General features: G+C 47.8%; 19 protein-coding genes, 3 tRNA genes and 2 rRNA genes (1 of these 24 only partly in view). 10 read left to right on the top strand and 14 right to left on the bottom strand.

The genetic code is table 11. The annotated features are described in order from the left end of the window. Window positions 1-18: 18 nt before the first annotated feature. Entirely contained in the window at window positions 19-342 is a 324-nt protein-coding gene (locus DXZ20_RS17660; RefSeq protein ID WP_163659113.1) for a phasin family protein, read from the bottom strand. Window positions 343-510: 168 nt separating this feature from the next. On the opposite strand from DXZ20_RS17660, the gene DXZ20_RS17665 reads away from it, so the two are divergent. Next, a complete protein-coding gene (locus tag DXZ20_RS17665) occupies window positions 511-921 on the top strand; it encodes a TIGR03792 family protein (RefSeq protein WP_348917857.1) in 411 nt (136 codons plus the stop codon). Between the two features lie 16 nt (window positions 922-937). Further along, a complete protein-coding gene (locus tag DXZ20_RS17670) occupies window positions 938-1,276 on the top strand; it encodes a zinc ribbon domain-containing protein (protein WP_163659112.1) in 339 nt (112 codons plus the stop codon). Between the two features lie 52 nt (window positions 1,277-1,328). Here the strand turns inward: DXZ20_RS17670 and DXZ20_RS17675 are convergent. The 4 genes from DXZ20_RS17675 to DXZ20_RS17690 form a co-directional block, all read right to left on the bottom strand. After that, window positions 1,329-1,402: transfer RNA gene (locus DXZ20_RS17675), tRNA-Asp, on the bottom strand. A gap of 141 nt (window positions 1,403-1,543) precedes the next feature. Next, window positions 1,544-3,118, bottom strand: coding sequence for a TM0106 family RecB-like putative nuclease (locus tag DXZ20_RS17680; RefSeq protein ID WP_163699578.1), 1,575 nt, complete (start codon window positions 3,116-3,118; stop codon window positions 1,544-1,546). A gap of 353 nt (window positions 3,119-3,471) precedes the next feature. After that, a complete protein-coding gene (locus DXZ20_RS17685) occupies window positions 3,472-4,605 on the bottom strand; it encodes a geranylgeranyl reductase family protein (protein WP_163699580.1) in 1,134 nt (377 codons plus the stop codon). A 71-nt stretch (window positions 4,606-4,676) separates the two neighbouring features. Further along, window positions 4,677-5,852, bottom strand: coding sequence for a TetR/AcrR family transcriptional regulator (locus DXZ20_RS17690; protein WP_163699582.1), 1,176 nt, complete (start codon window positions 5,850-5,852; stop codon window positions 4,677-4,679). A 148-nt stretch (window positions 5,853-6,000) separates the two neighbouring features. Here DXZ20_RS17690 and DXZ20_RS17695 point away from each other — a divergent pair, with 148 nt between their 5' ends. Both DXZ20_RS17695 and DXZ20_RS17700 read left to right on the top strand, forming a co-directional pair. Next, on the top strand, window positions 6,001-6,858 hold the full coding sequence (locus DXZ20_RS17695; protein WP_163699583.1) for an acyl-CoA desaturase: 858 nt from the start codon (window positions 6,001-6,003) through the stop codon (window positions 6,856-6,858). Window positions 6,859-7,110: 252 nt separating this feature from the next. Beyond that, the gene (locus DXZ20_RS17700) at window positions 7,111-8,403 is read left to right on the top strand and encodes a RuBisCO small subunit-like domain-containing protein (RefSeq protein ID WP_163659107.1); all 1,293 of its coding nucleotides are present in this window, start codon (window positions 7,111-7,113) and stop codon (window positions 8,401-8,403) included. 317 nt (window positions 8,404-8,720) lie between these two features. Here DXZ20_RS17700 and DXZ20_RS17705 read toward each other — a convergent pair whose 3' ends face one another. The 3 genes from DXZ20_RS17705 to DXZ20_RS17715 all read right to left on the bottom strand — a co-directional run bounded on the left by DXZ20_RS17705 (window position 8,721) and on the right by DXZ20_RS17715 (window position 11,020). Beyond that, complete coding sequence (locus tag DXZ20_RS17705; protein WP_006517023.1) at window positions 8,721-9,023, bottom strand: hypothetical protein; 303 nt, start codon at window positions 9,021-9,023, stop codon at window positions 8,721-8,723. A gap of 178 nt (window positions 9,024-9,201) precedes the next feature. Next, window positions 9,202-9,990: an exodeoxyribonuclease III gene (gene xth / locus DXZ20_RS17710; protein ID WP_163659106.1), complete on the bottom strand. Its 789-nt coding sequence runs from the start codon at window positions 9,988-9,990 to the stop codon at window positions 9,202-9,204. Then, a complete protein-coding gene (locus DXZ20_RS17715) occupies window positions 9,965-11,020 on the bottom strand; it encodes a cation diffusion facilitator family transporter (protein ID WP_163659105.1) in 1,056 nt (351 codons plus the stop codon). The genes xth and DXZ20_RS17715 overlap by 26 nt, the downstream gene beginning before the upstream one ends. Before the next feature lie 155 nt (window positions 11,021-11,175). Between DXZ20_RS17715 and DXZ20_RS17720 the strand changes: the two genes are divergently transcribed. Next, the gene (locus tag DXZ20_RS17720; RefSeq protein ID WP_163699584.1) at window positions 11,176-11,448 is read left to right on the top strand and encodes a Precorrin-3B methylase; all 273 of its coding nucleotides are present in this window, start codon (window positions 11,176-11,178) and stop codon (window positions 11,446-11,448) included. A 1-nt stretch (window position 11,449) separates the two neighbouring features. Here DXZ20_RS17720 and DXZ20_RS38520 read toward each other — a convergent pair whose 3' ends face one another. From DXZ20_RS38520 to DXZ20_RS17735, 3 genes are all read right to left on the bottom strand, one after another. Continuing rightward, window positions 11,450-12,130, bottom strand: coding sequence for an ABC transporter permease subunit (locus tag DXZ20_RS38520; protein ID WP_163699585.1), 681 nt, complete (start codon window positions 12,128-12,130; stop codon window positions 11,450-11,452). Window positions 12,131-12,253: 123 nt separating this feature from the next. After that, entirely contained in the window at window positions 12,254-13,075 is an 822-nt protein-coding gene (locus DXZ20_RS38525; RefSeq protein WP_163699586.1) for a transporter substrate-binding domain-containing protein, read from the bottom strand. 140 nt (window positions 13,076-13,215) lie between these two features. Then, entirely contained in the window at window positions 13,216-13,584 is a 369-nt protein-coding gene (locus DXZ20_RS17735; protein ID WP_163659103.1) for a TfoX/Sxy family protein, read from the bottom strand. A 168-nt stretch (window positions 13,585-13,752) separates the two neighbouring features. Here DXZ20_RS17735 and DXZ20_RS17740 point away from each other — a divergent pair, with 168 nt between their 5' ends. After that, entirely contained in the window at window positions 13,753-14,508 is a 756-nt protein-coding gene (locus DXZ20_RS17740; protein WP_348917855.1) for an amino acid ABC transporter ATP-binding protein, read from the top strand. A 22-nt stretch (window positions 14,509-14,530) separates the two neighbouring features. Here DXZ20_RS17740 and DXZ20_RS17745 read toward each other — a convergent pair whose 3' ends face one another. The 3 genes from DXZ20_RS17745 to nadC form a co-directional block, all read right to left on the bottom strand. Next, entirely contained in the window at window positions 14,531-16,000 is a 1,470-nt protein-coding gene (locus tag DXZ20_RS17745; RefSeq protein ID WP_163699587.1) for a glycosyl hydrolase family 57, read from the bottom strand. A 127-nt stretch (window positions 16,001-16,127) separates the two neighbouring features. Continuing rightward, the gene (locus DXZ20_RS17750) at window positions 16,128-16,508 is read right to left on the bottom strand and encodes a hypothetical protein (RefSeq protein WP_348917854.1); all 381 of its coding nucleotides are present in this window, start codon (window positions 16,506-16,508) and stop codon (window positions 16,128-16,130) included. 129 nt (window positions 16,509-16,637) lie between these two features. Next, window positions 16,638-17,513, bottom strand: a complete 876-nt coding sequence (gene nadC, locus DXZ20_RS17755) for a carboxylating nicotinate-nucleotide diphosphorylase (RefSeq protein WP_348917853.1) — start codon at window positions 17,511-17,513, stop codon at window positions 16,638-16,640. A 546-nt stretch (window positions 17,514-18,059) separates the two neighbouring features. On the opposite strand from nadC, the gene DXZ20_RS17760 reads away from it, so the two are divergent. The 4 genes from DXZ20_RS17760 to DXZ20_RS17775 all read left to right on the top strand — a co-directional run. Further along, window positions 18,060-19,548 (top strand): 16S ribosomal RNA (locus DXZ20_RS17760). Between the two features lie 115 nt (window positions 19,549-19,663). Further along, a tRNA-Ile gene (locus DXZ20_RS17765) sits at window positions 19,664-19,737 on the top strand. A gap of 5 nt (window positions 19,738-19,742) precedes the next feature. Next, window positions 19,743-19,818, top strand: a tRNA-Ala gene (locus DXZ20_RS17770). A 173-nt stretch (window positions 19,819-19,991) separates the two neighbouring features. Further along, window positions 19,992-20,781 (top strand): 23S ribosomal RNA (locus DXZ20_RS17775) (it continues 2,027 nt past the right edge of the window). The 16S and 23S rRNA genes sit together here with 2 tRNA genes alongside, the layout of an rRNA operon.

The raw sequence follows: 20,781 nt of genomic DNA on the forward strand, positions 1-20,781 counted from the left end.
GTAATAGATTACTAGCCTCTAACGCCATTGTTTATTTTCTAAATCTCTAAGTTGGCGCTCCAGGCGATCTAAGCGGCCCCGCAGTTCATCCATTTCCGTCTGGCGTGGCACACCCAAGTCTTGCATGATATTACGAATCTGACGCTGGAGTTGTTCATCGATAGCGGCCTGGTCGATGTTGAATTGAGACATGAAGTCATCGACGAATCCGCGGGCTTGTTCTGGATTAAGCTTCCCATCTTTGACCCAATCTTCAGTCACCTGCCGTAGCTGTTCAGCAACGAGTGATGTAGTGCCAATGCCCAACATTAGAAGTTGCCGAAATAGATTGGATGAGTCCATAGCTTAACTCTAGGTGATGGATGATGAGACTTATCGAACCGGCAGTCGTAGGAAACTTGTAGGAAACCCCGAAATGTAACCCACACCTTCTACAGTTTTGGATGCGCTGTCGGCTTAGATAAACTTATTCTGGCAAACTATTGACGTATTCGACGGGCGGTTAACCGTATGGTTCAGAGAGTTCTATGGTGTTTAATGGCTGTCTGGACGGTGATTGTCTGGGCCAGTACTCCCGTCCATGCTGAAGCGACCCTTAATCCTCAGCCGTCTATGGTGATTGAATGGCTAAAATTCAGAGTAGAGCCTGCTCAGCGTGGTCGTTATCTAGAAATTGACGAGGAAATTTGGACCACAGCTCTCGAGTCCTATCCCGGTTTTTTAGATAAGACCACTTGGCTAGACCCGAACCACGATGATGAAGTAATTTTTGTCATTGCTTGGGCTACTCGTGAGCAATGGAAATCAATTCCTGAAGAGGAGCTAGAACAAATCAATCAGCGCTTTGATGCGGCCCTGGGCATTGACTATGATCTAATGGAATCTAAAGAATTTATCGTTCCAGGTCCAAAGGCTCCGTAGTTTAGAGCAAACGCATATGCCCAGCTGTCCTCGATGTCATCAGTCCGTATTCATTAATGCAGTCACTTGCTCTAACTGTGGGTTAGAGCTGAAAGCCCATGGACATCCTGGCATTGACCTGCATCGTTCTGAGGGTGGCACTTATCTGTGTGATACCTGTGTGTATCATCAAGATGATAGCTGCACGTTTCCACAGCGGCCTCAAGCCACTACATGCACCCTGTATGTAGACACTGCTCAAAAGCCAGTGCCCGAAGCTTCGAAGATCTATACAATTCCGTGGTGGCGTAAATATTCCGGGTGGCTAATGCTGGCAGCGCTGATTCTAATCAGTGTTGTGTTGGTAGTTATTTAAAAAATTAGAGACGTTCTATGGAGCGTCTCTACAAAATTAAACTTAATTTTAACGGGCCTGACGGGATTCGAACCCGCAACTTCCGCCGTGACAGGGCGGTGCTCTAACCAATTGAACTACAGGCCCTTACGAGCGATCTCTATTTTGCTTAGTTATGGGTACTTTGTCAAACAGTTAGTGCAACTTTTTTAGGCAGTGGGGATTATCCGGCTTCTGCGTTGTCTTTCCAAATAGGGACCCTATAGCTAAATAGGGACCCTACAGAGATTATCCGGCTTCTGCGTTGTCTTTCCAAATAGGGGCTGCAAAGTTAGCGAGCCACTGTTTGACCCAAAATGTGGCCCGGCAGTCGTCTTCGTTATACTTCAAAATATCATTGAGATATTGTTCATTCTGGCTCGATAGCCAATTGTCATACCAGCAGATAGACTGGGCTCCATTTGCACTGCTGTCTCGCCATTCAAAGCCAATCCAGCGGGCAATGTGCTTAAGGGCATAGCTTTCGATCGGTAAGGTGACGGAATCGACGATGCGTTTATGGATATCGACAAATCGGCTAAGCAGTTCATCGATATCGATAATGCTGCCATATCGTTCGGCTAGGCGTCTTACGGTCTGGGCTTCATAGGGACAAAAATGGTAGATCGGCGAGTCTGGATAGTGGGCAATCACATGTTGAAATTGATGCCAGGCACTAGCTTCGCCCTCAGGCTCTCGGGCTACGAGTGGGATAAAGGTTTCGTTATGGGTTTGGGTGTCGACAACCAAAATCCCGTGGAGATAAACCAGGTCTTTGTCGGGGGCGGCTTCAATGTCGAAATATAGTTCGATGGGGGCACTGGGCAATTCCTGGGGAGACAGAGTGAAGTTATTGTTGGCGTCGGTACGTGCGATCGCAACTCCCGAAAGTTTTGCCTGGGCCTGATGCACTAGTTTTTCTGCCACTTTCAACTCAAAACCTGAGGCCTGAGCCAACGTGGCGGGCTGGTTTCGTGCCAGGGTTTCAACCGTTGTGAGTCCAAGCTTTTCTAAATGGCGATAGCGGTTGAGGGTGACCCCAGGCAGGAGAGACAAATGATTTTGTTGCTGGGCGACTTCATAACAATGATTGAGCCACACGCACATGTCACATCGACTCCGGCTGATAAAAACATCCGGTGTCTCCCCTGATGTCAATACAGTTTCACAGGTGTCTAGAAGCTCCAGAAGCGTTGGCCATTGTTTCTCAAGATCGATAACGTAATGACGTTCTTTAAGGCGTAGATGGGCCTCTGCTGGAACGACTCCTTGCCAGGCTGCCAATACATAGGCATGGAAGGCGGCTGTCAGCTGATATTCTTGCTTAGGCTTTTTACCTAACTTGATGTCTAAGGGAACGTAGTACCAATTGCCCAGCCATGAAACACCTGGTTGTTTAATCCAAAGATCTGGCTGGCTAACATAGCCAATGGAGCCATCTGCATTGATGGCGGCTACAGTTCCTCGAAAAATATGTTCCACCCCTTGCTGCATTAGGGTAAATGTTTCCTGGGCTGTAGCAGCAACATTACCTGCATGGCGAGGGGGGCGATTAACGGGGTGAAAGTCTGCTAAGACAGTTTGTCGATGGACGGCACTATCGCTTTTCAGCTTGACTAGATAATCGCTGGGCTCTGATTGTAGGTCTGCATCGCCATAGGCATCCAAATATGCCCGCCGTTGACAGCGCAGAAAGGTAAAAAGTGTACTGTCCTGAATAATTTGATCTGGTTTCGTTTGCTCAAGTGACCAGGAGGATGCAGTTGATGTCCACTGAAGAGTAGATGCTGGTGTAGCGGAACCAGCATCCTGACTTGGCGGCATAGGTAACCTAGCAACCAAAATCCTCCCAAGCCTGTCGGCAAGACGCAACCAAAAGTATTGAAATCATCAAAGCAATAGAGCGTACTCTTTGGCAGAGGCAGAGCGTTTGCGACTAATGTAACGCAGCATTTGCTTATTGTAGTAACACGCTGGAGCGGAAATCGCAATAATGATACGGGGAAAGAATTTTGTAGGCAGTGACGAGTTCTTAGTTATAAATTTTGAGTTTTGAATTCCGTGCTCGATATTGGCACCGGCATGAACTCAAAACTAAGAACTCCAAAGTGTAATTAGACTCCAACTTTTGGGTGTGCAGACGTTGCATGTAATGGCACTCCAGCAGTACTGTTGGCTTACGCTGAAAATAATCCTGTGCTAATGCGCTTTAATCCCCGTGTCACCACATCGGAATAGCGTAGTTTCCCTAGGAAGACATCGCCCATGATCTGCGTGCCTTTGGGTTGTTTGACGCCAACGCGATAGCCAACGTTAGGTGCTAAATAAAATGCCTTAGCCAGACGAGCGGCCCAGCGCATTTCATTGCCCCATTCATCAATCATGGTTTGGGTATAGTTAGCCAGAGCCTGTTCGTTGCCGCTGAGGGCGCTGTGAACTGCTTCAGAGGCCTTGAGGCCACTAAAGATAGAGGGCCGAATACCCTCGGCAGTAAATGGATCTACCACGCAAGCGGCTTCCCCAGCTAATACAGCTTGGGTGGTATGCAGTGTCTGATCACCATCCCAAAGAAAAATAGGATGTCCATGTTTGGTTTCCTGATCGATCTCCACTCCAAATTGTTTGGAGTAGTCGGCGAGAGGCTGCACTAGATCACGAGATTTGCGTTTAGCTGAGACAAATGCTCCACTACCTAAGGAATAGCCATCTGCCTTCGGAAAATTCCAGACATAGCCATTTTTGAGTAGGCCAAATTCAAAATGGACGATGTGGCCATCGTGAACTGGCAGTCGAGGCTCCGTTTCAATCGCCCCGGCCATAACCGTTTTGCGTTGCTTAAAGCCCAGCCATTTTGCCATTGGACCTTTAGCACCGTCTGCGGCGATGAGATATCGCCCTACCACTGGCTCAGCAGATGTACTGATATGCCAGCAACCATCCTTAAACTCGATGCCTGTGGCTTTGGTGGCTTCCTGTAGAACAGCTCCCTGCTTTTGGGCCTGCTGCACCATGTAATGGTCAAATTCGTCGCGGCGCACCATCCAAATGGGTTCCGATAGTTCAGAAATGACTTCATCTTCCATGTTGTAGGTGTAGCGAACCTGGGTGACTTTTTGCGAAATCACTGGTTCAAAGTCATAATCAAACCATTCAGCTACCTTGGGGCAAACGCCACCACCGCAGGGTTTGTAACGAGGCAGTTTGTTTTTTTCTAATATCAGTACAGAATGGCCATTTTTTGCTAGATGGTAGGCTGCTGTGGCACCAGCTGGGCCACCGCCTACAACGACGCAATCGTAGAAAGATGCCATAAATTCAATTAAATTTGATGGGTTAGTATGTGGTGTAGTTTACCCAGACTAGAGCGTTGCGCAATGGTTGATTACGATGGCGGTGCTTTTCGATCGAGTTGGGCGGCGGCAGCGATCGCACCCTTTTCCTTAGCCCGCTGAGCATAGGGTTGTAGTGTAGCGGCCTCACATCCCGTCAAAATGCTGAGATTTTCAAGGCTAATACCCCGCATAAGCATTTCCACACACCAAGTTTGTCGCGCTTGAATCAGTTTAGGCATTTCCACAACCATATTCAGGCCTTGCCACCAAAATTCCCAGCGTTCTTGCAGCTCTGTCACGGTCATAGGGTTGCCCGCTTCATCAATAAACATGGCGCTGGCATCGTCTTTGCGGTTTTTGAGCCATTTGGTCAGGGGATTGTTGGTGTAAGAACCGTAGCGTTTACTTAAAATCCATTGGTTAACCGTGACCTGGCGAGGGCCGTTGGTCCCCGTCACCTGCAAAATGTGTTGGGATTTATCGCAAATTTGGTGCGAGCGCTGCAATCGAGTAATTTCTATCGGTAGGAGCCCGGCACCGAAGAGAAGAAGTGCGATCGCATGATCCTGGAACCCAATACTTCGAGTCTGCTTCATCAACTGATGTACCCAGCTGGTGGGCAAATCAACCACTAGGGCTGGTGCTGACTCAGAGACAGTTGCCATTGACTCGTTGTGTGGAGTGCTAATTAATTTAGTCAAACACTCCAAAAAATGACTTCGATCCTCCCAGAGAGAATCTCCGCTAGTGGTTTCAATCACCGTGTAGCCCACTAAAGCAGCACCGATCAACCGGGTGAGTTCTGCTGCTGGGAGAGATGATGTATCCAACATTTGCCCTAGATGGTTAGCAATGGCTTGTTGAATTTCCCCCAGCCTTAGCTGTAAAGCGGCGCGATGTTCAGGTGGATACTGGTCAGACTCACCAATAAGAGAGCGTACAAAGTTGGGATATCGCTCCAGTAGCTGTAGGTGTTCATCCAAATAAAGCTGCAGGACATCCGGTGAATATTCGCCGTGGAGCGGGGGCTGGGCATTTAATGCAGGTGACTCTTGCAAGATGGCCAGGAGCAGACCGTACTTATTGCCAAAATTGCGAAATAAGGTAGCCTCATTCACCTCAGCCATATTGGCTATCTGTCGAGTTGTCGTGTGGCTAATGCCTTGAGACAAGAAAAGTTCAAACGCTGCCTGAGTGAGTCGATGGCGAGTTGAAGTCGGAGACATGGACGACTTGCAAGTGCTACTTGCAACTTAAAGGAATCATTGCTACTCTAAGTTTAATGCAAGCAATACTTGCAAAGTGTTCAGAGAGTAGCGGCTGTCAGCTGAAACCCTCTAAGAATTTGCCAATATCAACGACAGTGAGGACTGTATGACTGCACACTTAACCCAACCGCGGCTGGATCCTCAACCTGAGGTTAAACGCCCACCTATGGATTGGGTCACGTTTGGTTTCTTTGCCGTATTTCACGGTGTTGCCCTGCTGGCACCCTGGTTTTTCTCCTGGTCTGCACTGGGTGTCGCCATTTTATTGCACTGGTTATGTGGCGGTGTAGGCATTTGCCTGGGTTTCCATCGATTGCTGAGCCATCGTAGCTTTCAGGTGCCTCGCTGGTTGGAATACCCCATCGCTGTGCTAGGAACACTGGCAATGGAAGGGGGCCCTATCTTTTGGGTCAGCGGTCACCGTAAACACCATGCGTTTACAGAAGATGTGCATAAAGACCCTTATTCAGCCAAGCGCGGCTTTTGGTGGAGTCATATGCTTTGGATTCTGTATCCCCACCGTGAAAACTTTGATAAAAATTACTACGGTAAGTATGCGCCTGACCTCATGCGTCAGCCATTCTACCGCTTTTTGAATAACTATTTTCTATTATTTCAAGTGCTGCTTGCACTATTGCTCTACGCTATTGGCGGCTGGTCCTTTGTTATCTACGGTGTTTTTGTCCGAGCAGTCTGTTTGTGGCATGCAACTTGGCTAGTTAATTCTGCTACCCATACTTGGGGCTATCGTACATTTCATACAGATGATAATGCTCGTAATCTATGGTGGGTGTCTCTAGTCACCTACGGTGAAGGCTGGCACAATAATCACCACACCTATCCTCGTGCTGCTCAGACCGGCTGGAAATGGTGGGAGATCGATGTTACCTGGTACACCATTCTGCTGTTTGAGCGTCTGGGCTGGGCTAAGAAAGTGAAGCGTATTCCAGCGACACATCGTTAGGTAAGTTCAAAACTAGAGCATCAAATAGCAAAGAGGTATAGCTCCAGAGAAAACGAAGGGCTATACCTCTTTTAGCGTCTATCGTTTTAATGCCTTGATCCCTATACATGAATCCCCTACAGGCGAGATACTGGATTAGTTCTAAGTTTTGCGTGAGAGAGGCCTCGATTAAGTGCCAGGATTCAGAGCTGATTGTCAAGACCTCCAACCCACTCAAAACCTAGAACCAAGAACTAAGAACTCTCTATCCCCGTGGCTTACTACATCTCACCCCGTTTTCTTAACGCTTTGGCAGTTCACATTACTAAGAACTTTTTGGAGTTACCCCAGGTGAAGCTGCCGCTGATTTTCGGTATCCATGGCCGCAAAGGGGAGGGTAAAACCTTTCAGTGTGAGCTGGTGTACAAGCGTATGGGAGTGAATGTAGTTCATGTTTCTGGTGGCGAACTAGAGAGCCCAGATGCGGGAGACCCAGCTCGTTTAATTCGTTTGCGCTACCGCGAAGCCGCTGAGCTGGTCAAAATTCGCGGCGAAATGGCCGTGCTGATGATCAATGACCTGGATGCTGGAGCTGGTCGCTTTGATGGCATGACTCAGTACACCGTGAATACGCAACTGGTGAATAACACCCTGATGAATATTGCGGATAATCCGACCAATGTGCAGCTGCCGGGTAGCTATGACGAAACGCCGCTACCGCGTATTCCGATTGTGGTGACGGGTAATGACTTTGCCACGCTCTATGCTCCCTTAGTTCGCGATGGGCGCATGCAGAAATTTTACTGGGAGCCGAACCGAGACGATCGTTTGGGAATTGTGGGAGGAATCTTTGCACCCGATGGTCTAAGTCGTAATGATATTGAGACCCTGGTGGATACGTTTCCGAACCAGGCAATTGATTTCTATGGGGCACTGCGATCGCAAATCTACGATGAGCAAATCATTGATTTTATTCATCGTGTAGGGGTGGAAAATGTTTCTCGTAATGTGGTGAATACGAAAACTCCCCCCAGCTTCAAAAAGCCTGATTTCCGTATTGGCCATCTGATTGAAGTGGGTCAGCGTTTGGTCCGCGAACAGCGTCGCCTTCAGGAAATGGGATTAGTGCAGGAATATAACCAGGCTCTGAACAAGGTCGGGGAGAATCGCAGCAACGGCAACGGTAACTACTATCGTGCTTATCAGCCTGCGCCCTCGGTGCCGTTACAGCCGGTAGAAGAACCTAACGGTGCTTCACACAACACTCCTGCTACACCCCAGTCGCAGTCAGTGGTTGCTGCTAGTTCTCTGCCTGATGAGGTGCAGCAGAATGTGCGTAATCTAATGACTCAGGGCTATCAGGTCGGCATGGAATATGTGGATAAGCGTCGCTTTCGGACCAATGCTTGGCAGAGTTGCCCGGTGATTAATGGTGGTAGTGAAGGACAGGCACTTCAGGCAATTGCACAGTGCTTAGTTGATCATGGCCAGGATTATGTGCGTTTGATTGGTATTGATCCCAACAGTAAGCGACGAGTGTTAGAGCGAATTATTCATCGACCCTAAAGGGACTTAGGAGGGAATGCCAGCGCTAAGGGATATACATGAACATCAATACCCACTCGGACTTGGTATCACTAACAATAATCTCTGTTTTGTTTTCTGTTGTTGTTACATTTACTCAAGAGATTGTTGTATTTTAGATAAAGCTCCTAGCCTCAACACGTGTAGCAGCCGTTGCATTGCTTCAAACAACTGGTGTAGGCCGTAAAGGAAAGATATTTTAAAAAATCTCATTGCTCGCTAAAGACGGCATCTGTGAGATTTAGAGAGAGAAGCACTATTTATGGATAAACTAAAGCTTACTACCTTGACTAAGATGTCTAACTGGTAAGAACTTCTGTTCCTGTAAGCTCTTCACTATCAAGATTATAATGATTGTCCTCAACCCAACGGAGAACGTTTTTGGCAAGTCGGCTTTTGCTTTTAATTGCTCTGATAGCACCAGTCAGGTCCAGTTGTTGCGCAGTTTCCGGATGCTCTAAATCAAATAAACCAGTATTGACCAGATCTATCCGATTAAATTCGTCTTCTAGATTTGTAAAAATTTCTAAGAAGTGTAGGGCAGTCTCTAACTCGGGTGGATCGAGAATTGGGCAATCTGGGCCAGCTAAAAAAGTATTCACAAGGTACCTGAAAACTGCATAGACGATTTGGGCCTTTCTGCTAAGGGGCTACGCAGATTGTTTTTAAAACAAGATACCCAGGATGAGGGAGAAGCTTTACCCTCATTTAAAGCCTAGCACCTATTGTATTACTTGGCTTCCGGGTAGGTCGTTATATCAAGTACCCGTGTTTGATCGGTTAATACTCAACAATTACAGGGGTATGATCGCTAGGTTTTTCCAGCTTGCGTGGTTCGACATCAATCCAGCAGCGTTTGGCTTGCTTATACAGTTCAGGCGATAAGTAATGGTGGTCAATGCGCCATCCCAGATTGCGCCTGAACGAAGCAGCTCGATAATCCCACCAGCTGAAGTGACCACCTTCATCGGTAAATTTACGAAAAGCGTCCGCTAATCCTACGGTGAGCAGGTCTTGTAGAGTTTTACGCTCTAATGGAGAAGACATGATGTGCTTATCCCGCTTCTCATCGGTATAAATATCCTTGTTTTCTAGGGCGATATTGAAGTCACCACAGACATTGAGCTTGGCAGTTTCCTCAAGAGTTTTGGTCAGATACAGTTTGAGTAAAGCGAGCCAACGCATCTTATAGTCATACTTTTCACTACCGATGGAAGATCCATTGGGCACATATAAGTTAAGAATGCGCACGCCATCTAACACAGCACTAATAACTCGTTTTTGATCGTCCAGATGGCCAACGGTATCCTCATCAAGGATTGCTCCAAATCCCATGCGCACATCGTCTAAGGGCGTTTTACTGATGAGGGCTACACCGTTATAGGCTTTTTGTCCGTATATGTAAGTGTGATAGTTAAGTTCCTCAAAGGGGGTTTTGGGAAAGTCAGCATCAACGACTTTTGTCTCTTGGAGACACAGCACATCTACGTCTGAATTTGCCTTGAGCCAATCAGTGACATGGCCAAGACGAGTGCGAACAGAGTTAACGTTCCAAGAAGCGACTTGCATTCGATTCGGTTTCAGCAGAGACAACGCTATCCAGCTCCGTCATTGGGTAGGGGCTCCCCTTGGGGGTGGCCGATACATCAGATGTCGTCTGAATTAGCTCTCGTATTTTAGTATTGGGCAGCGTTGATAGAGCAACCGATGCTGTAGACGTCATTTGTAGCGTTGCTTCAGTAATCTCAAAGTCCTTGAACAGTGAAGTTTGGAGGCGATTCAACAAGACATCGCGTCGACCAGCACTAGCCGTATTTACAGTGAGGTTTGCCGTCAAATGAATTTGACCCGGTGCGATGGTCCAAACCTTAAGCTGCTCTACTTTGGTGATGTCTTTAAAGATAAGCAAATTTTGCTCAATCTCTTGCAGACTAATGTTGTTGGGTGTTTGCTCTAGCAAAATGCTGAGGCTCTGGCGGATCAGTGGGATCGCTCCGGCAAAGATGAGCAGCGCGATCGCAATGCTTACCAACCCATCTGTCCATTGCCACCCAAACCACTGCACAACTGCCGCTACACATAAAACCCCCAAACAGCTGAGTGCATCGGCCAGGGTATGTAGAAATGCCCCCCGCAAATTCAAATCATCATCAGTGTGGCGATGGAGTAAAACGGCGTTGATGCCATGAACACCTAAACCTCCTAACGCCGTCAGCGCCATGGGTTTTGTTAAAATCTCACTGGGCGGTGTCTGTAGTTGCGCAATGGATTCTTGGCCAATCCAACCTGCAATTAATAAAAGACCAATGCCATTCACCAGGGCGGCTAAGATTTCCACGCGACGGTAACCAAAAGGCGCATGGGATGACGTGGGCCAGCGGGCGATCCAGGCAGCGAGTAGGGTCATTGCGATCGCAAACACGTCAGCAATCATATGGCCTGCATCTGCCACCAGCGATAAACTGTGGCTGTGGTGACTCACCCGCAGTTCCACCGCTGAAAAAATTGCCACCATCACGAGGGCAATGGCCAATACTCTAAGTTTCTCTGGCGACGTCTCTGCGGGGCAGTCGCAAGCCCCAAAACCATGATTATGCATACTTGATATTGGTCACATTGCTTATGCCAAAGCGTGTCTGATGAAAGCGTTTTGTTGTCCCGCCAATGTGACACGCAAACACCCTGATGCATCAGGGTGTTTACTATATGAGGGTGCCACACCTAACCAAAACCAACAATTAACCTTGTGACAATATGCCCGACCAACCCCTCCAAGGCGATGCTCTGATCAAGGAAACTAATCGCCGCATTCGTCTTGCTAAAAAACTTTGGGATGCTCACAATAATGCCGCCTGCCGTCGTGAGCGGGAGCGCGCCTTAAAGTTGTATAACCAACTTACTAAGGTGCAGAAGGAAAAAGTTCCACAGCAACTACGAGTCTGGTTGCGATATCGCAGCGAAAAATATTTTGGTGCTCATCGCACATCGCCGGGCAATAAGCATCGATCATCGCGATGGCGGAAATAATTTAGGCCAATCTTTTGGCCTTCTCAGCAGGATCTGTCCAACGCTCTAACCAGGCGAACCCTTGTGAAAAGGTAAGATTCATCAACAAGTAGATGAGTCCAATCGCCGTATAAATTTCGAAGGCTCTAAAGTTAGTAGCCACGATCAGTTCTCCTCGACGTAGAAGTTCTTCAAGGCTAATGACTGAGACCAGACTAGTATCCTTTAAGAGAGTAATAAACTCATTGCCCAAAGGTGGAATCATTCGCCGAAGTGCTTGGGGTAAGACAATGTATCGTAGTGTTTGTATTGAATCTAGGCCCATCGAGGATGACGCTTCCCACTGTCCTCGATCAATAGATTGAATACCACCGCGAACGATTTCTGCAATATAAGCCGCTGCGTTCAGGCTTAAGGCTAGGACACCTGCAAATTCACGGTCGAAGGTGAAATCTAGTCCGACAGCTTTAAATAAAGCGGGAAATCCAAAATAAATCCAGTATATTTGAACTAAAAGAGGCGTGCCCCGAAAAAACTCAATATAAGCTCGTGTAAGTAGACGAACAATTTTGAATTTTGATAAACGTGCTGTACCAAGTAATGTGCCGCCAATAAATCCGAATATAATCGCTCGAATTGTTAGCCAGAGAGTTGCCCTTGCTCCAAGTAGTAGAGCTGGTAATGCGTCAATAATATATTCCACGTTAGTAGGTCCTCCCTGAGAGGCCCTTAGAATGGCTCGTTTCTAAAACGTCTGTAAAAGATTTTGGTTTAAGTTTCCATGGGAGACTCCAAGCCTTTCATGGAAACTTAAGTATCAAACTATTTAAAATCCCTTTTCAGGTAGTGTCCCTACGGGGGAGGTGCCAAACCATTTCTCATAAATGGTGTCGTAGGTACCGTTGGCGAGCAGTTCTTCTAGGGCTGCATTTAAGGCTTCTAGATTGGGTGAATCCTGAGGCATGGCAATGCCGTAAAACTCTTCAGTGAGCAGTTCACCCACGACTTTGACGCCGCCGATGTTACCGGTTGAGATCGCCTCCAACGTTGCCGGCGCATCGTTAATCACAGCATCAGCATTGCCATTCGAGAGTTCTTGTAGTGCTAATGGCGCTGAATCAAAGGTGCTGATTTTAGCATCCTTAATTGTACCGGCCATCTCTGCACCTGTAGTACCCAGCTGCACAGCGATGGTTTTTCCTTCTAGACTCTCGAACGATGTGGTTTCAGTATCATCTTCAGCTACTGCGATCGCTAGACCAGCTCGGAAGTAGGGGCGAGAGAAGTCCACTGTCTGAGCCCGTTCTTCAGTAATGGTCATGCCGCTAATGGCTGCTTCGATGGTGCCAGCCTGTAGAGCGGGAATTAGACCATCAAAGGGTAAGCTTTCAAACTGAACTTCGACACCAGCCTGCTCACCAATGGCCTTCATCAAGTCAATATCAAACCCTACAAGTTCACCGCTGTCATCCTGAGACTCAAACGGAGGGAAGGCGGGCTCAGTACCCACTAGCCATAGACCAGCAGCAGCATCGCCACCATCAGCGCTGGGGGTTGTGGAGACATCACCACCACCGCCGCAGGCCGCCAGTACGACAGCTGCTCCCAGACTTAAACACGCGTTTCTTATGAATTGAGACCGTTTCATAATGCTTAATCGGCTCCTTATTGTTATGACGTCACTGATCTACCGCAGAAGATAAGACGCTAGGGCTGAATCACCCTGATATCTGACTCGAACGTGTAGTTTAAACTACCAGGAATTAAAAAACGGTGTTGTTTGTAGCGTCATGGTTGCTTACGTTTCTTTACCTTCTTCGGTTTTTTGCTGCGCCGAGCTGCTGCCTGAGCTTTCTCTATCCAGTTCAAAAGTTCTACTGGTTCTTCTAAGACTGTTTTGGGTAGCTGATAGTAAGACATTTGAATGGTTTTACCGTGGCGTTCATAGTGAAACGGCCCCATGTCGGCTTCTAGATAGTCGACTAAATTGTCATCATCAACTTTGAAATAGAGCGTTTCATAAGCAATCAGAGCAAACATGATCCCGTCTGCGTAGAGACCATAGCCACCAAACATAGAGCGGGCAGTAACAGGTGCCACCTGATTCAATTGGTGAACGATTCTATCTTTGAAAGCCATGGTTTCTGGAGATGGCATGGAGTATTCCCGAGCAATAAAACCTCTTACCTGTCCGACGATGATACGTAATTTCTGCGGGTAAGTGATTACTGTTAAACATTCATGACTTAAAAAACATTGTGATTCGTAGCGTCAGCACAATGTCAGCGGTATGATGCCTTTCAAGATGTTACTGATAGGTGTGTTGTGACAGAAGCCGCAATTTATTTTGCAAACCTGCAGAAGAGCTATGGCGACCTATCGGTGCTGCGAGGCATTAATGGCCAAATTGAACGTGGTGAAGTTGTTGCCATCATTGGTTCTTCGGGATGTGGTAAAAGCACGCTACTACGCTGTTTTAATCGCTTAGAAACCATCAGTGGTGGTCAGTTGGTTGTAGATAATATTAATTTATCAGCCCCTAATCTGAGTGCTAAGGCGTTACAGCAGTTGCGAGCAAAAGTAGGGATGGTTTTTCAGCAGTTCAACCTTTATCCTCACATGAGTGTTTTGGACAATCTGACGCTGTCCCCCCGTAAGGTGCTTCGGCTTTCTACTAAGGAAGCGGAAGAGCGAGCACACGTCTATTTAAATAAAGTTGGTTTAGCTGAAAAGGCCTCAGCTTATCCTGATCAGCTTTCAGGTGGACAAAAACAACGCGTTGCGATCGCGCGTTCCCTCTGTATGCAACCTGACATTTTGCTATTTGATGAACCCACAAGCGCTCTAGATCCTGAACTGGTGGGCGAAGTGCTTCAGGTGATGCGCACCCTGGCTGAAGATGGTATGACCATGGCCGTAGTGACCCATGAAATGCAGTTCGCTCGGGAAGTCGCGAGTCGTGTCCTATTTCTCAATCAAGGTGTAGTCGAAGAAACTGGTGCTCCTCGAGACGTGTTGCAGAACCCTCAGAGTGAGCGTTTACAGACATTTCTCAGTCGTATGAATGGGATAACAGTTTAGGTCAAAACTAGGTCAAAGCCTTTTAGACAAAACCTCGATCAACAAATTCATAGCCCCGCTGATAAATTGTCTGGGCATAATCTGTCCACTGCCCTTGACCCCAGTACCGGAAGCAGCTGGTTTGTAGAATTAGGTTGTGCAGGAGTGCCTGGCGATAGTTGGCATTTAATGCTAAGTAGGCTTGCTTGCTTGCTGGCACTGCAGCAATGGCCTGGTGAAAGCTAGCACTTAGGCGTTCTATGGGGTCAATGACATTGGCATATCCATCGACCCAACTGCGGTCGTTAGTCCATGAGCCTCCTGTAAATCTAGTGTTTTGCTCCGCTAGATTTGAGATCGCATCACCCACCTGTTCTGGTGTAATGTTGCCATCCAGAGCCTGCCACAGTTTATGTTGATCTTTCGCCTGACAGTTAGGAAAATCACTTTCTGTGATTCCGGCTGCCGCTAACAGTTCCAGATACTCGGTACCGTTAATTCCGGTAACTGTATGCTCATGGCGAGATTCATGCCAGGCTCGTTTAAAAGCTCCTGGAAATTCATTCATCATGACGCCACCATTTTCACCGTCAGAGATTTGGCTCACTAGAGGCGGGATTGACTTATTTCCAAGGGGCATCTTACCTAAAGTCTTGGCTTCGTAGTACGGCTGCATTTGACCAATCAACTTAGTATCAGAACCTTGGGTTTTGATTAAGGCTGTGATCGACACTGTGTCGCCATGACTATTGCGAGCCACCAAACGATGAGGCAGATGTGGTTGCTGAATTCCCTCACCTGTCAGTATTTCCACGGTATGCTCTTGGACCATGACCCAGCGATAACCTGTCTCTTTGAGAGTTTTAACCAACGTGTACAGAGCATCGGGATGATTCGGCAGTTGCATTTCAGGTAATGAGAATCCTCGAACTCGCTTGAGTGCTTCTAATCCAAAAATGCTGGCAAACTGGTGCTGCCAAGCTCGAATATGTAACTTGATATCGGGTAGTGGCGTGGCAGCGGCAACGGCATGTCCCCAAAATGTACCTAACCATTCCACATGGGTTTGGTACCGAGGATCGCAGGTGATCCCTCTGAGCTTATCGAGAATGTCGTCACGCCCCATTTGCTGGAGGCCCCACAGCAAATTCCCTGAATAGTCCAGCATGACCCGTGGGTTGCAACCCTGACTCACAAGCTCAGGGATAAAATCACCCATGCGGGCATAGCAATAGGCAAATGGTCCAGCATTATGATTGTCACCTTCATAGTGGTGTTCAAACATATATTGCAAATGGCCGATAAGCTTGCCCTCTGGCCCCGCTGGGATCGTCGGCTGGTGCATGTGAAGTGCGATCGCAAACCCTGCCGACAGGCTGTTGAGATCGAGATTACTGCGTTCCAGAAAAACTGGCTCGTCGAAACTACTCAACTCCTCAATAGATGACTCCCAGCCACAAAGCATAGGGAGTGTTTGATCATAGGTAGCTGGGGGAGATACAGCAGCAGACATATACTTGGAGAGTATTAAAAGGTGGATTATTTTCTATCCCTAGTGTCCCAGGTACGGGCTTTAAAATAAACCACCCTTATAGAAAAGATAACCCTAGATTAACTCTCCCACTAAACTCTTTGGTTACCTATTCATGAACTCCACGTTCGAATGAAACCGCCAACTCATCTTCTAACCAATTTAGGATTTGCAATCGTTCTCCCTGAGTGAGATACAGATGGCCCGTATGACGTAGGCGATCGTTGACGTCTTCTATATCTGAAGGTGTCATCAACCCAACTATGGCTCCTATATTATAAAGAGCATCATCTCGTTCCTCTTGAGTGTGACAACCGTAGCGATATCTTGAGATTTGCCGACTAATATATTTGAATGCCTGGGGGTCGGTAGATTCTAACCGCTGCTTGCGTTCATCAGCAATTGGTTCACCAGCAACCATGGCAGCATAGTCGGTGTCTAATATATCCAACTTGACGATTTTGACTTCTTGGCTGGATCTATGGCTCACGGTGGTCAACACCCCACATACTCTTTGAGTCTTTTCAATTGTGCCTTCCTCAAATAGAAAATGCTTGAAGCTTTGTTATTTTGCAATTGTCCGTTTGCAAACGTTTGCAAACGGACAATTCGCTAAATTTCACTCGCATTTTAAGCGCATGCTCAAATCCAGCCAGGATGAGCGAGTTATTGGCGCGCTACTTGATATATAGTCAACACCCGTTAATGCAATCTCACGAATGGTTTCGAGAGTAACGTTGCCGGATCCCTCAATCTTGATCCGAGAACTATGCTGTCGAATTAAGTAGACTGCTTGCTCCATCACACTTGGAGTCATGTTGTCCAACATAATAATGTCGGCACCATGGTTCAATGCCTCCTCAACCTGTTCTAAATTCTCTGTCTCTACCTCTATATTGAGCGGATAAGGCATAGCTAACCTTACAGCTTTAATTGCCTGCGCAATTCCACCCGCAGCAGCAATATGGTTGTCTTTAACCATCAAGGCGTCATCAAGGCCCATACGGTGGTTTTTCGCACCGCCCATGCGAGTTGCATACTTTTCTAAGGCTCGAAGCCCTGGGGTCGTTTTGCGAGTATCCACGAGCTGAGCTGGCAGATCTGCAATTGCATCGACATATTGCCGGGTAGCAGTCGCAATACCACTAAGATGCATTGCTAAATTCAGGGCGACTCGTTCACCCGTGAGCAAATGAGCGAAGGAACCGCTCATTTGAGCAATGGTCGTGCCTGCTTCTACCCATGTGCCCTCAACAACACAGGGCTCAAACTCTATTTGATTAACCGATGTGCCGTCTAAATCAGACAGGATTGCAAACACTCTACGAGCGATCAGAAGTCCACAGATGACGCCCGATGCTTTTGCTATCCAATACCCACTTCCCTGTCTTACACCTGTGGTGTCTAAACCTAAAGTGGTCTGATCTCCACGACCAATATCTTCTTGCAGCCATTGCTTTAGCTGATCATCTAAGCCGATCCAGTTGATATTCACAGTATTTTTTCTGCTCAAGCTCACCCTATTTAAATAGAGACAAACGATTGCACTGTCTACTAGCTAGCTTCAAGTCAACAACACAACTCACGCTAGTAATAGTTGCCATCGATTGGTAAGTAAGCCAGCTTCAGCAATAAAGCTGTGACCAAAACACCTAAAAGCTTCATCTAAATTCTAAAGAAAGTTGTGTCATAGTCACGATGGGCATGGCCAAAACTCGCTTCGACGCCTTGTTCTAAGGCGTTTTGCGGCTTTCCGAAAAAACTTCAAGAAAGGAGTTGACCAGTGACGAATAGCTCGCTATATTAGTAAAGCGCTTGAGACGGGAGCGGCGAACACCGTAACCGAATCGAGTTAGAACCTAGACAAATCAATAGTTTGAGATTCTAACAAAATCCTGTTTAATTTCTTTAGTTTGAAATTGGTTAGACCTTATCACGAGGTTGAGGCCGATGTCAAACGACCGGATACTTAGATAACACTGAGTGTCAGGTCAACACTTGATGAATGAGTCTTGTTGCTTCTTTAGAGAGCAATGAGATTACCATGGAGAGTTTGATCCTGGCTCAGGATGAACGCTGGCGGCGTGCTTAACACATGCAAGTCGAACGAACCTTTCGGGGTGAGTGGCGGACGGGTGAGTAACGCGTGAGGATCTGCCCTTAGGCGGGGGACAACTTTTGGAAACGGAAGCTAATACCCCATATGGCGAGAGCTGAAAGCTTAATGTGCCTGAGGATGAACTCGCGTCTGATTAGCTAGTTGGTGGGGTAAGAGCTTACCAAGGCGACGATCAGTAGCTGTTCTGAGAGGAAGATCAGCCACACTGGGACTGAGACACGGCCCAGACTCCTACGGGAGGCAGCAGTGGGGAATTTTCCGCAATGGGCGCAAGCCTGACGGAGCAACGCCGCGTGAGGGAGGAATGTCTGTGGATTGTAAACCTCTTTTCTCTGGGAAGAAGATCTGACGGTACCAGAGGAATCAGCATCGGCTAACTCCGTGCCAGCAGCCGCGGTAAGACGGAGGATGCAAGCGTTATCCGGAATTATTGGGCGTAAAGCGTCCGTAGGCGGTCAATTAAGTCAGTTGTTAAAGACTGCAGCTCAACTGTGGGAGAGCAACTGAAACTGATTAACTAGAGTATGGTAGGGGTAGAGGGAATTCCTAGTGTAGCGGTGAAATGCGTAGATATTAGGAAGAACACCAGTGGCGAAGGCGCTCTACTGGGCCAAGACTGACGCTGATGGACGAAAGCTAGGGGAGCGAAAGGGATTAGATACCCCTGTAGTCCTAGCTGTAAACGATGGATACTAGGTGTTGTGCGTATCGACCCGTGCAGTACCGAAGCAAACGCGTTAAGTATCCCGCCTGGGGAGTACGCACGCAAGTGTGAAACTCAAAGGAATTGACGGGGGCCCGCACAAGCGGTGGAGTATGTGGTTTAATTCGATGCAACGCGAAGAACCTTACCAGGACTTGACATCCCTCGAATACCTAAGAAATTGGGTAGTGCCTTCGGGAGCGAGGAGACAGGTGGTGCATGGCTGTCGTCAGCTCGTGTCGTGAGATGTTGGGTTAAGTCCCGCAACGAGCGCAACCCACGTCTTTAGTTGCCATCATTCAGTTGGGCACTCTGGAGAGACTGCCGGGGACAACTCGGAGGAAGGTGTGGACGACGTCAAGTCATCATGCCCCTTACGTTCTGGGCTACACACGTACTACAATGCAACGGACAAAGGGCAGCCAACTAGCGATAGTGAGCTAATCCCATAAACCGTTGCTCAGTTCAGATTGCAGGCTGCAACTCGCCTGCATGAAGGAGGAATCGCTAGTAATCGCAGGTCAGCATACTGCGGTGAATACGTTCCCGGGCCTTGTACACACCGCCCGTCACACCATGGAAGTTGGCCATGCCCGAAGTCGTTACCCTAACCGTTTTCGGAGGGGGGCGCCGAAGGCAGGGCTGATGACTGGGGTGAAGTCGTAACAAGGTAGCCGTACCGGAAGGTGTGGCTGGATCACCTCCTTTAAGGGAGACCTACCGAATCGACTCCGAACGAATTTTTATTAGGAGCGATATTGGTCACTCTAGGTCGTGACAGGATTGAGGGAATTTCAAACTATTGTTTAGGTTGTATAGGCTGGGGCTATTAGCTCAGGTGGTTAGAGCGCACCCCTGATAAGGGTGAGGTCCCTGGTTCGAGTCCAGGATGGCCCACTGATGGGGGTATAGCTCAGTTGGTAGAGCGCCTGCTTTGCAAGCAGGATGTCAGCGGTTCGAGTCCGCTTACCTCCACCAAATATTGCCAGATTGGCAGAGATAGGAATAACTTCAGCACCCTGTTTAGGTCTGTTAAGAGATGGGCTAGGGGAATAGGCTGCTGGATTTAGGTCTAGCGAGAACCTTGACAACTGCATAGATTAGTCGAATAGGTAGTTCGACACAGAGAACCTTTAGTAAAGAGACTGAGAGGTCAAGCTACAAAGGGCTCATGGTGGATACCTAGGCACACAGAGGCGAAGAAGGACGCGGTTACCGGCGATATGCCACGGGGAGCAGGAAGCATGCATTGATCCGTGGGTTTCCGAATGGGGCAACCCTACGTACGGCCCACTGAATCTATAGGTGGGTACGAGCGAACGCAGCGAATTGAAACATCTTAGTAGCTGTAGGAAGAGAAAGAAAACTCGATTCCCTTAGTAGCGGCGAGCGAAGCGGGAAGAGCCTAAACCAATTCTTATCAGAGTTGGGGTCGTGGGACAGCGATATGGAATCTGGAGGATAGACGAATCACTTGAGAGGTGAACCAAAGAAGGTGAGAGTCCTGTAGTCGAAATTTGAAGGATACTAGCTGAATCCCGAGTAGGTTGGGGCACGTGGAATCCCGATTGAATCAGCGAGGACCACCTCGTAAGGCTAAATACTCCTGTGTGACCGATAGCGAATAGTACCGCGAGGGAACGGTGAAAAGAACCCCGGGAGGGGAGTGAAATAGAACATGAAACCATGAGCTTACAAGCAGTTAGAGCACGATTAAACGTGTGATAGCGTGCCTGTTGAAGAATGAGCCGGCGACTTATAAGCACTGGCAGGTTAAGTCGAGAATGACGGAGCCAAAGGGAAACCGAGTCTGATAAGGGCGATAGTCAGTGTTTATAGACCCGAACCCGGGTGATCTAACCATGTCCAGGTTGAAGCTTAGGTAACACTAAGTGGAGGACCGAACCGACTTCTGTTGAAAAAGGAGCGGATGAGGTGTGG

It is taken from the genome of Adonisia turfae CCMR0081, assembly GCF_011009555.1.
GTDB lineage: Bacteria > Cyanobacteriota > Cyanobacteriia > Phormidesmidales > Phormidesmidaceae > Leptothoe > Leptothoe turfae.

Coding starts and splice junctions, on each gene's coding strand:
- DXZ20_RS17660 (WP_163659113.1), bottom strand. CDS start 342: ATGGACTCATCCAATCTATTTCGGCAACTTCTAATGTTGGGCATTGGC.
- DXZ20_RS17665 (WP_348917857.1), top strand. CDS start 511: ATGGTTCAGAGAGTTCTATGGTGTTTAATGGCTGTCTGGACGGTGATT.
- DXZ20_RS17670 (WP_163659112.1), top strand. CDS start 938: ATGCCCAGCTGTCCTCGATGTCATCAGTCCGTATTCATTAATGCAGTC.
- DXZ20_RS17680 (WP_163699578.1), bottom strand. CDS start 3,118: ATGCCGCCAAGTCAGGATGCTGGTTCCGCTACACCAGCATCTACTCTT.
- DXZ20_RS17685 (WP_163699580.1), bottom strand. CDS start 4,605: ATGGCATCTTTCTACGATTGCGTCGTTGTAGGCGGTGGCCCAGCTGGT.
- DXZ20_RS17690 (WP_163699582.1), bottom strand. CDS start 5,852: ATGTCTCCGACTTCAACTCGCCATCGACTCACTCAGGCAGCGTTTGAA.
- DXZ20_RS17695 (WP_163699583.1), top strand. CDS start 6,001: ATGACTGCACACTTAACCCAACCGCGGCTGGATCCTCAACCTGAGGTT.
- xth (WP_163659106.1), bottom strand. CDS start 9,990: ATGCAAGTCGCTTCTTGGAACGTTAACTCTGTTCGCACTCGTCTTGGC.
- DXZ20_RS17715 (WP_163659105.1), bottom strand. CDS start 11,020: ATGCATAATCATGGTTTTGGGGCTTGCGACTGCCCCGCAGAGACGTCG.
- DXZ20_RS17720 (WP_163699584.1), top strand. CDS start 11,176: ATGCCCGACCAACCCCTCCAAGGCGATGCTCTGATCAAGGAAACTAAT.
- DXZ20_RS38525 (WP_163699586.1), bottom strand. CDS start 13,075: ATGAAACGGTCTCAATTCATAAGAAACGCGTGTTTAAGTCTGGGAGCA.
- DXZ20_RS17735 (WP_163659103.1), bottom strand. CDS start 13,584: ATGCCATCTCCAGAAACCATGGCTTTCAAAGATAGAATCGTTCACCAA.
- DXZ20_RS17745 (WP_163699587.1), bottom strand. CDS start 16,000: ATGTCTGCTGCTGTATCTCCCCCAGCTACCTATGATCAAACACTCCCT.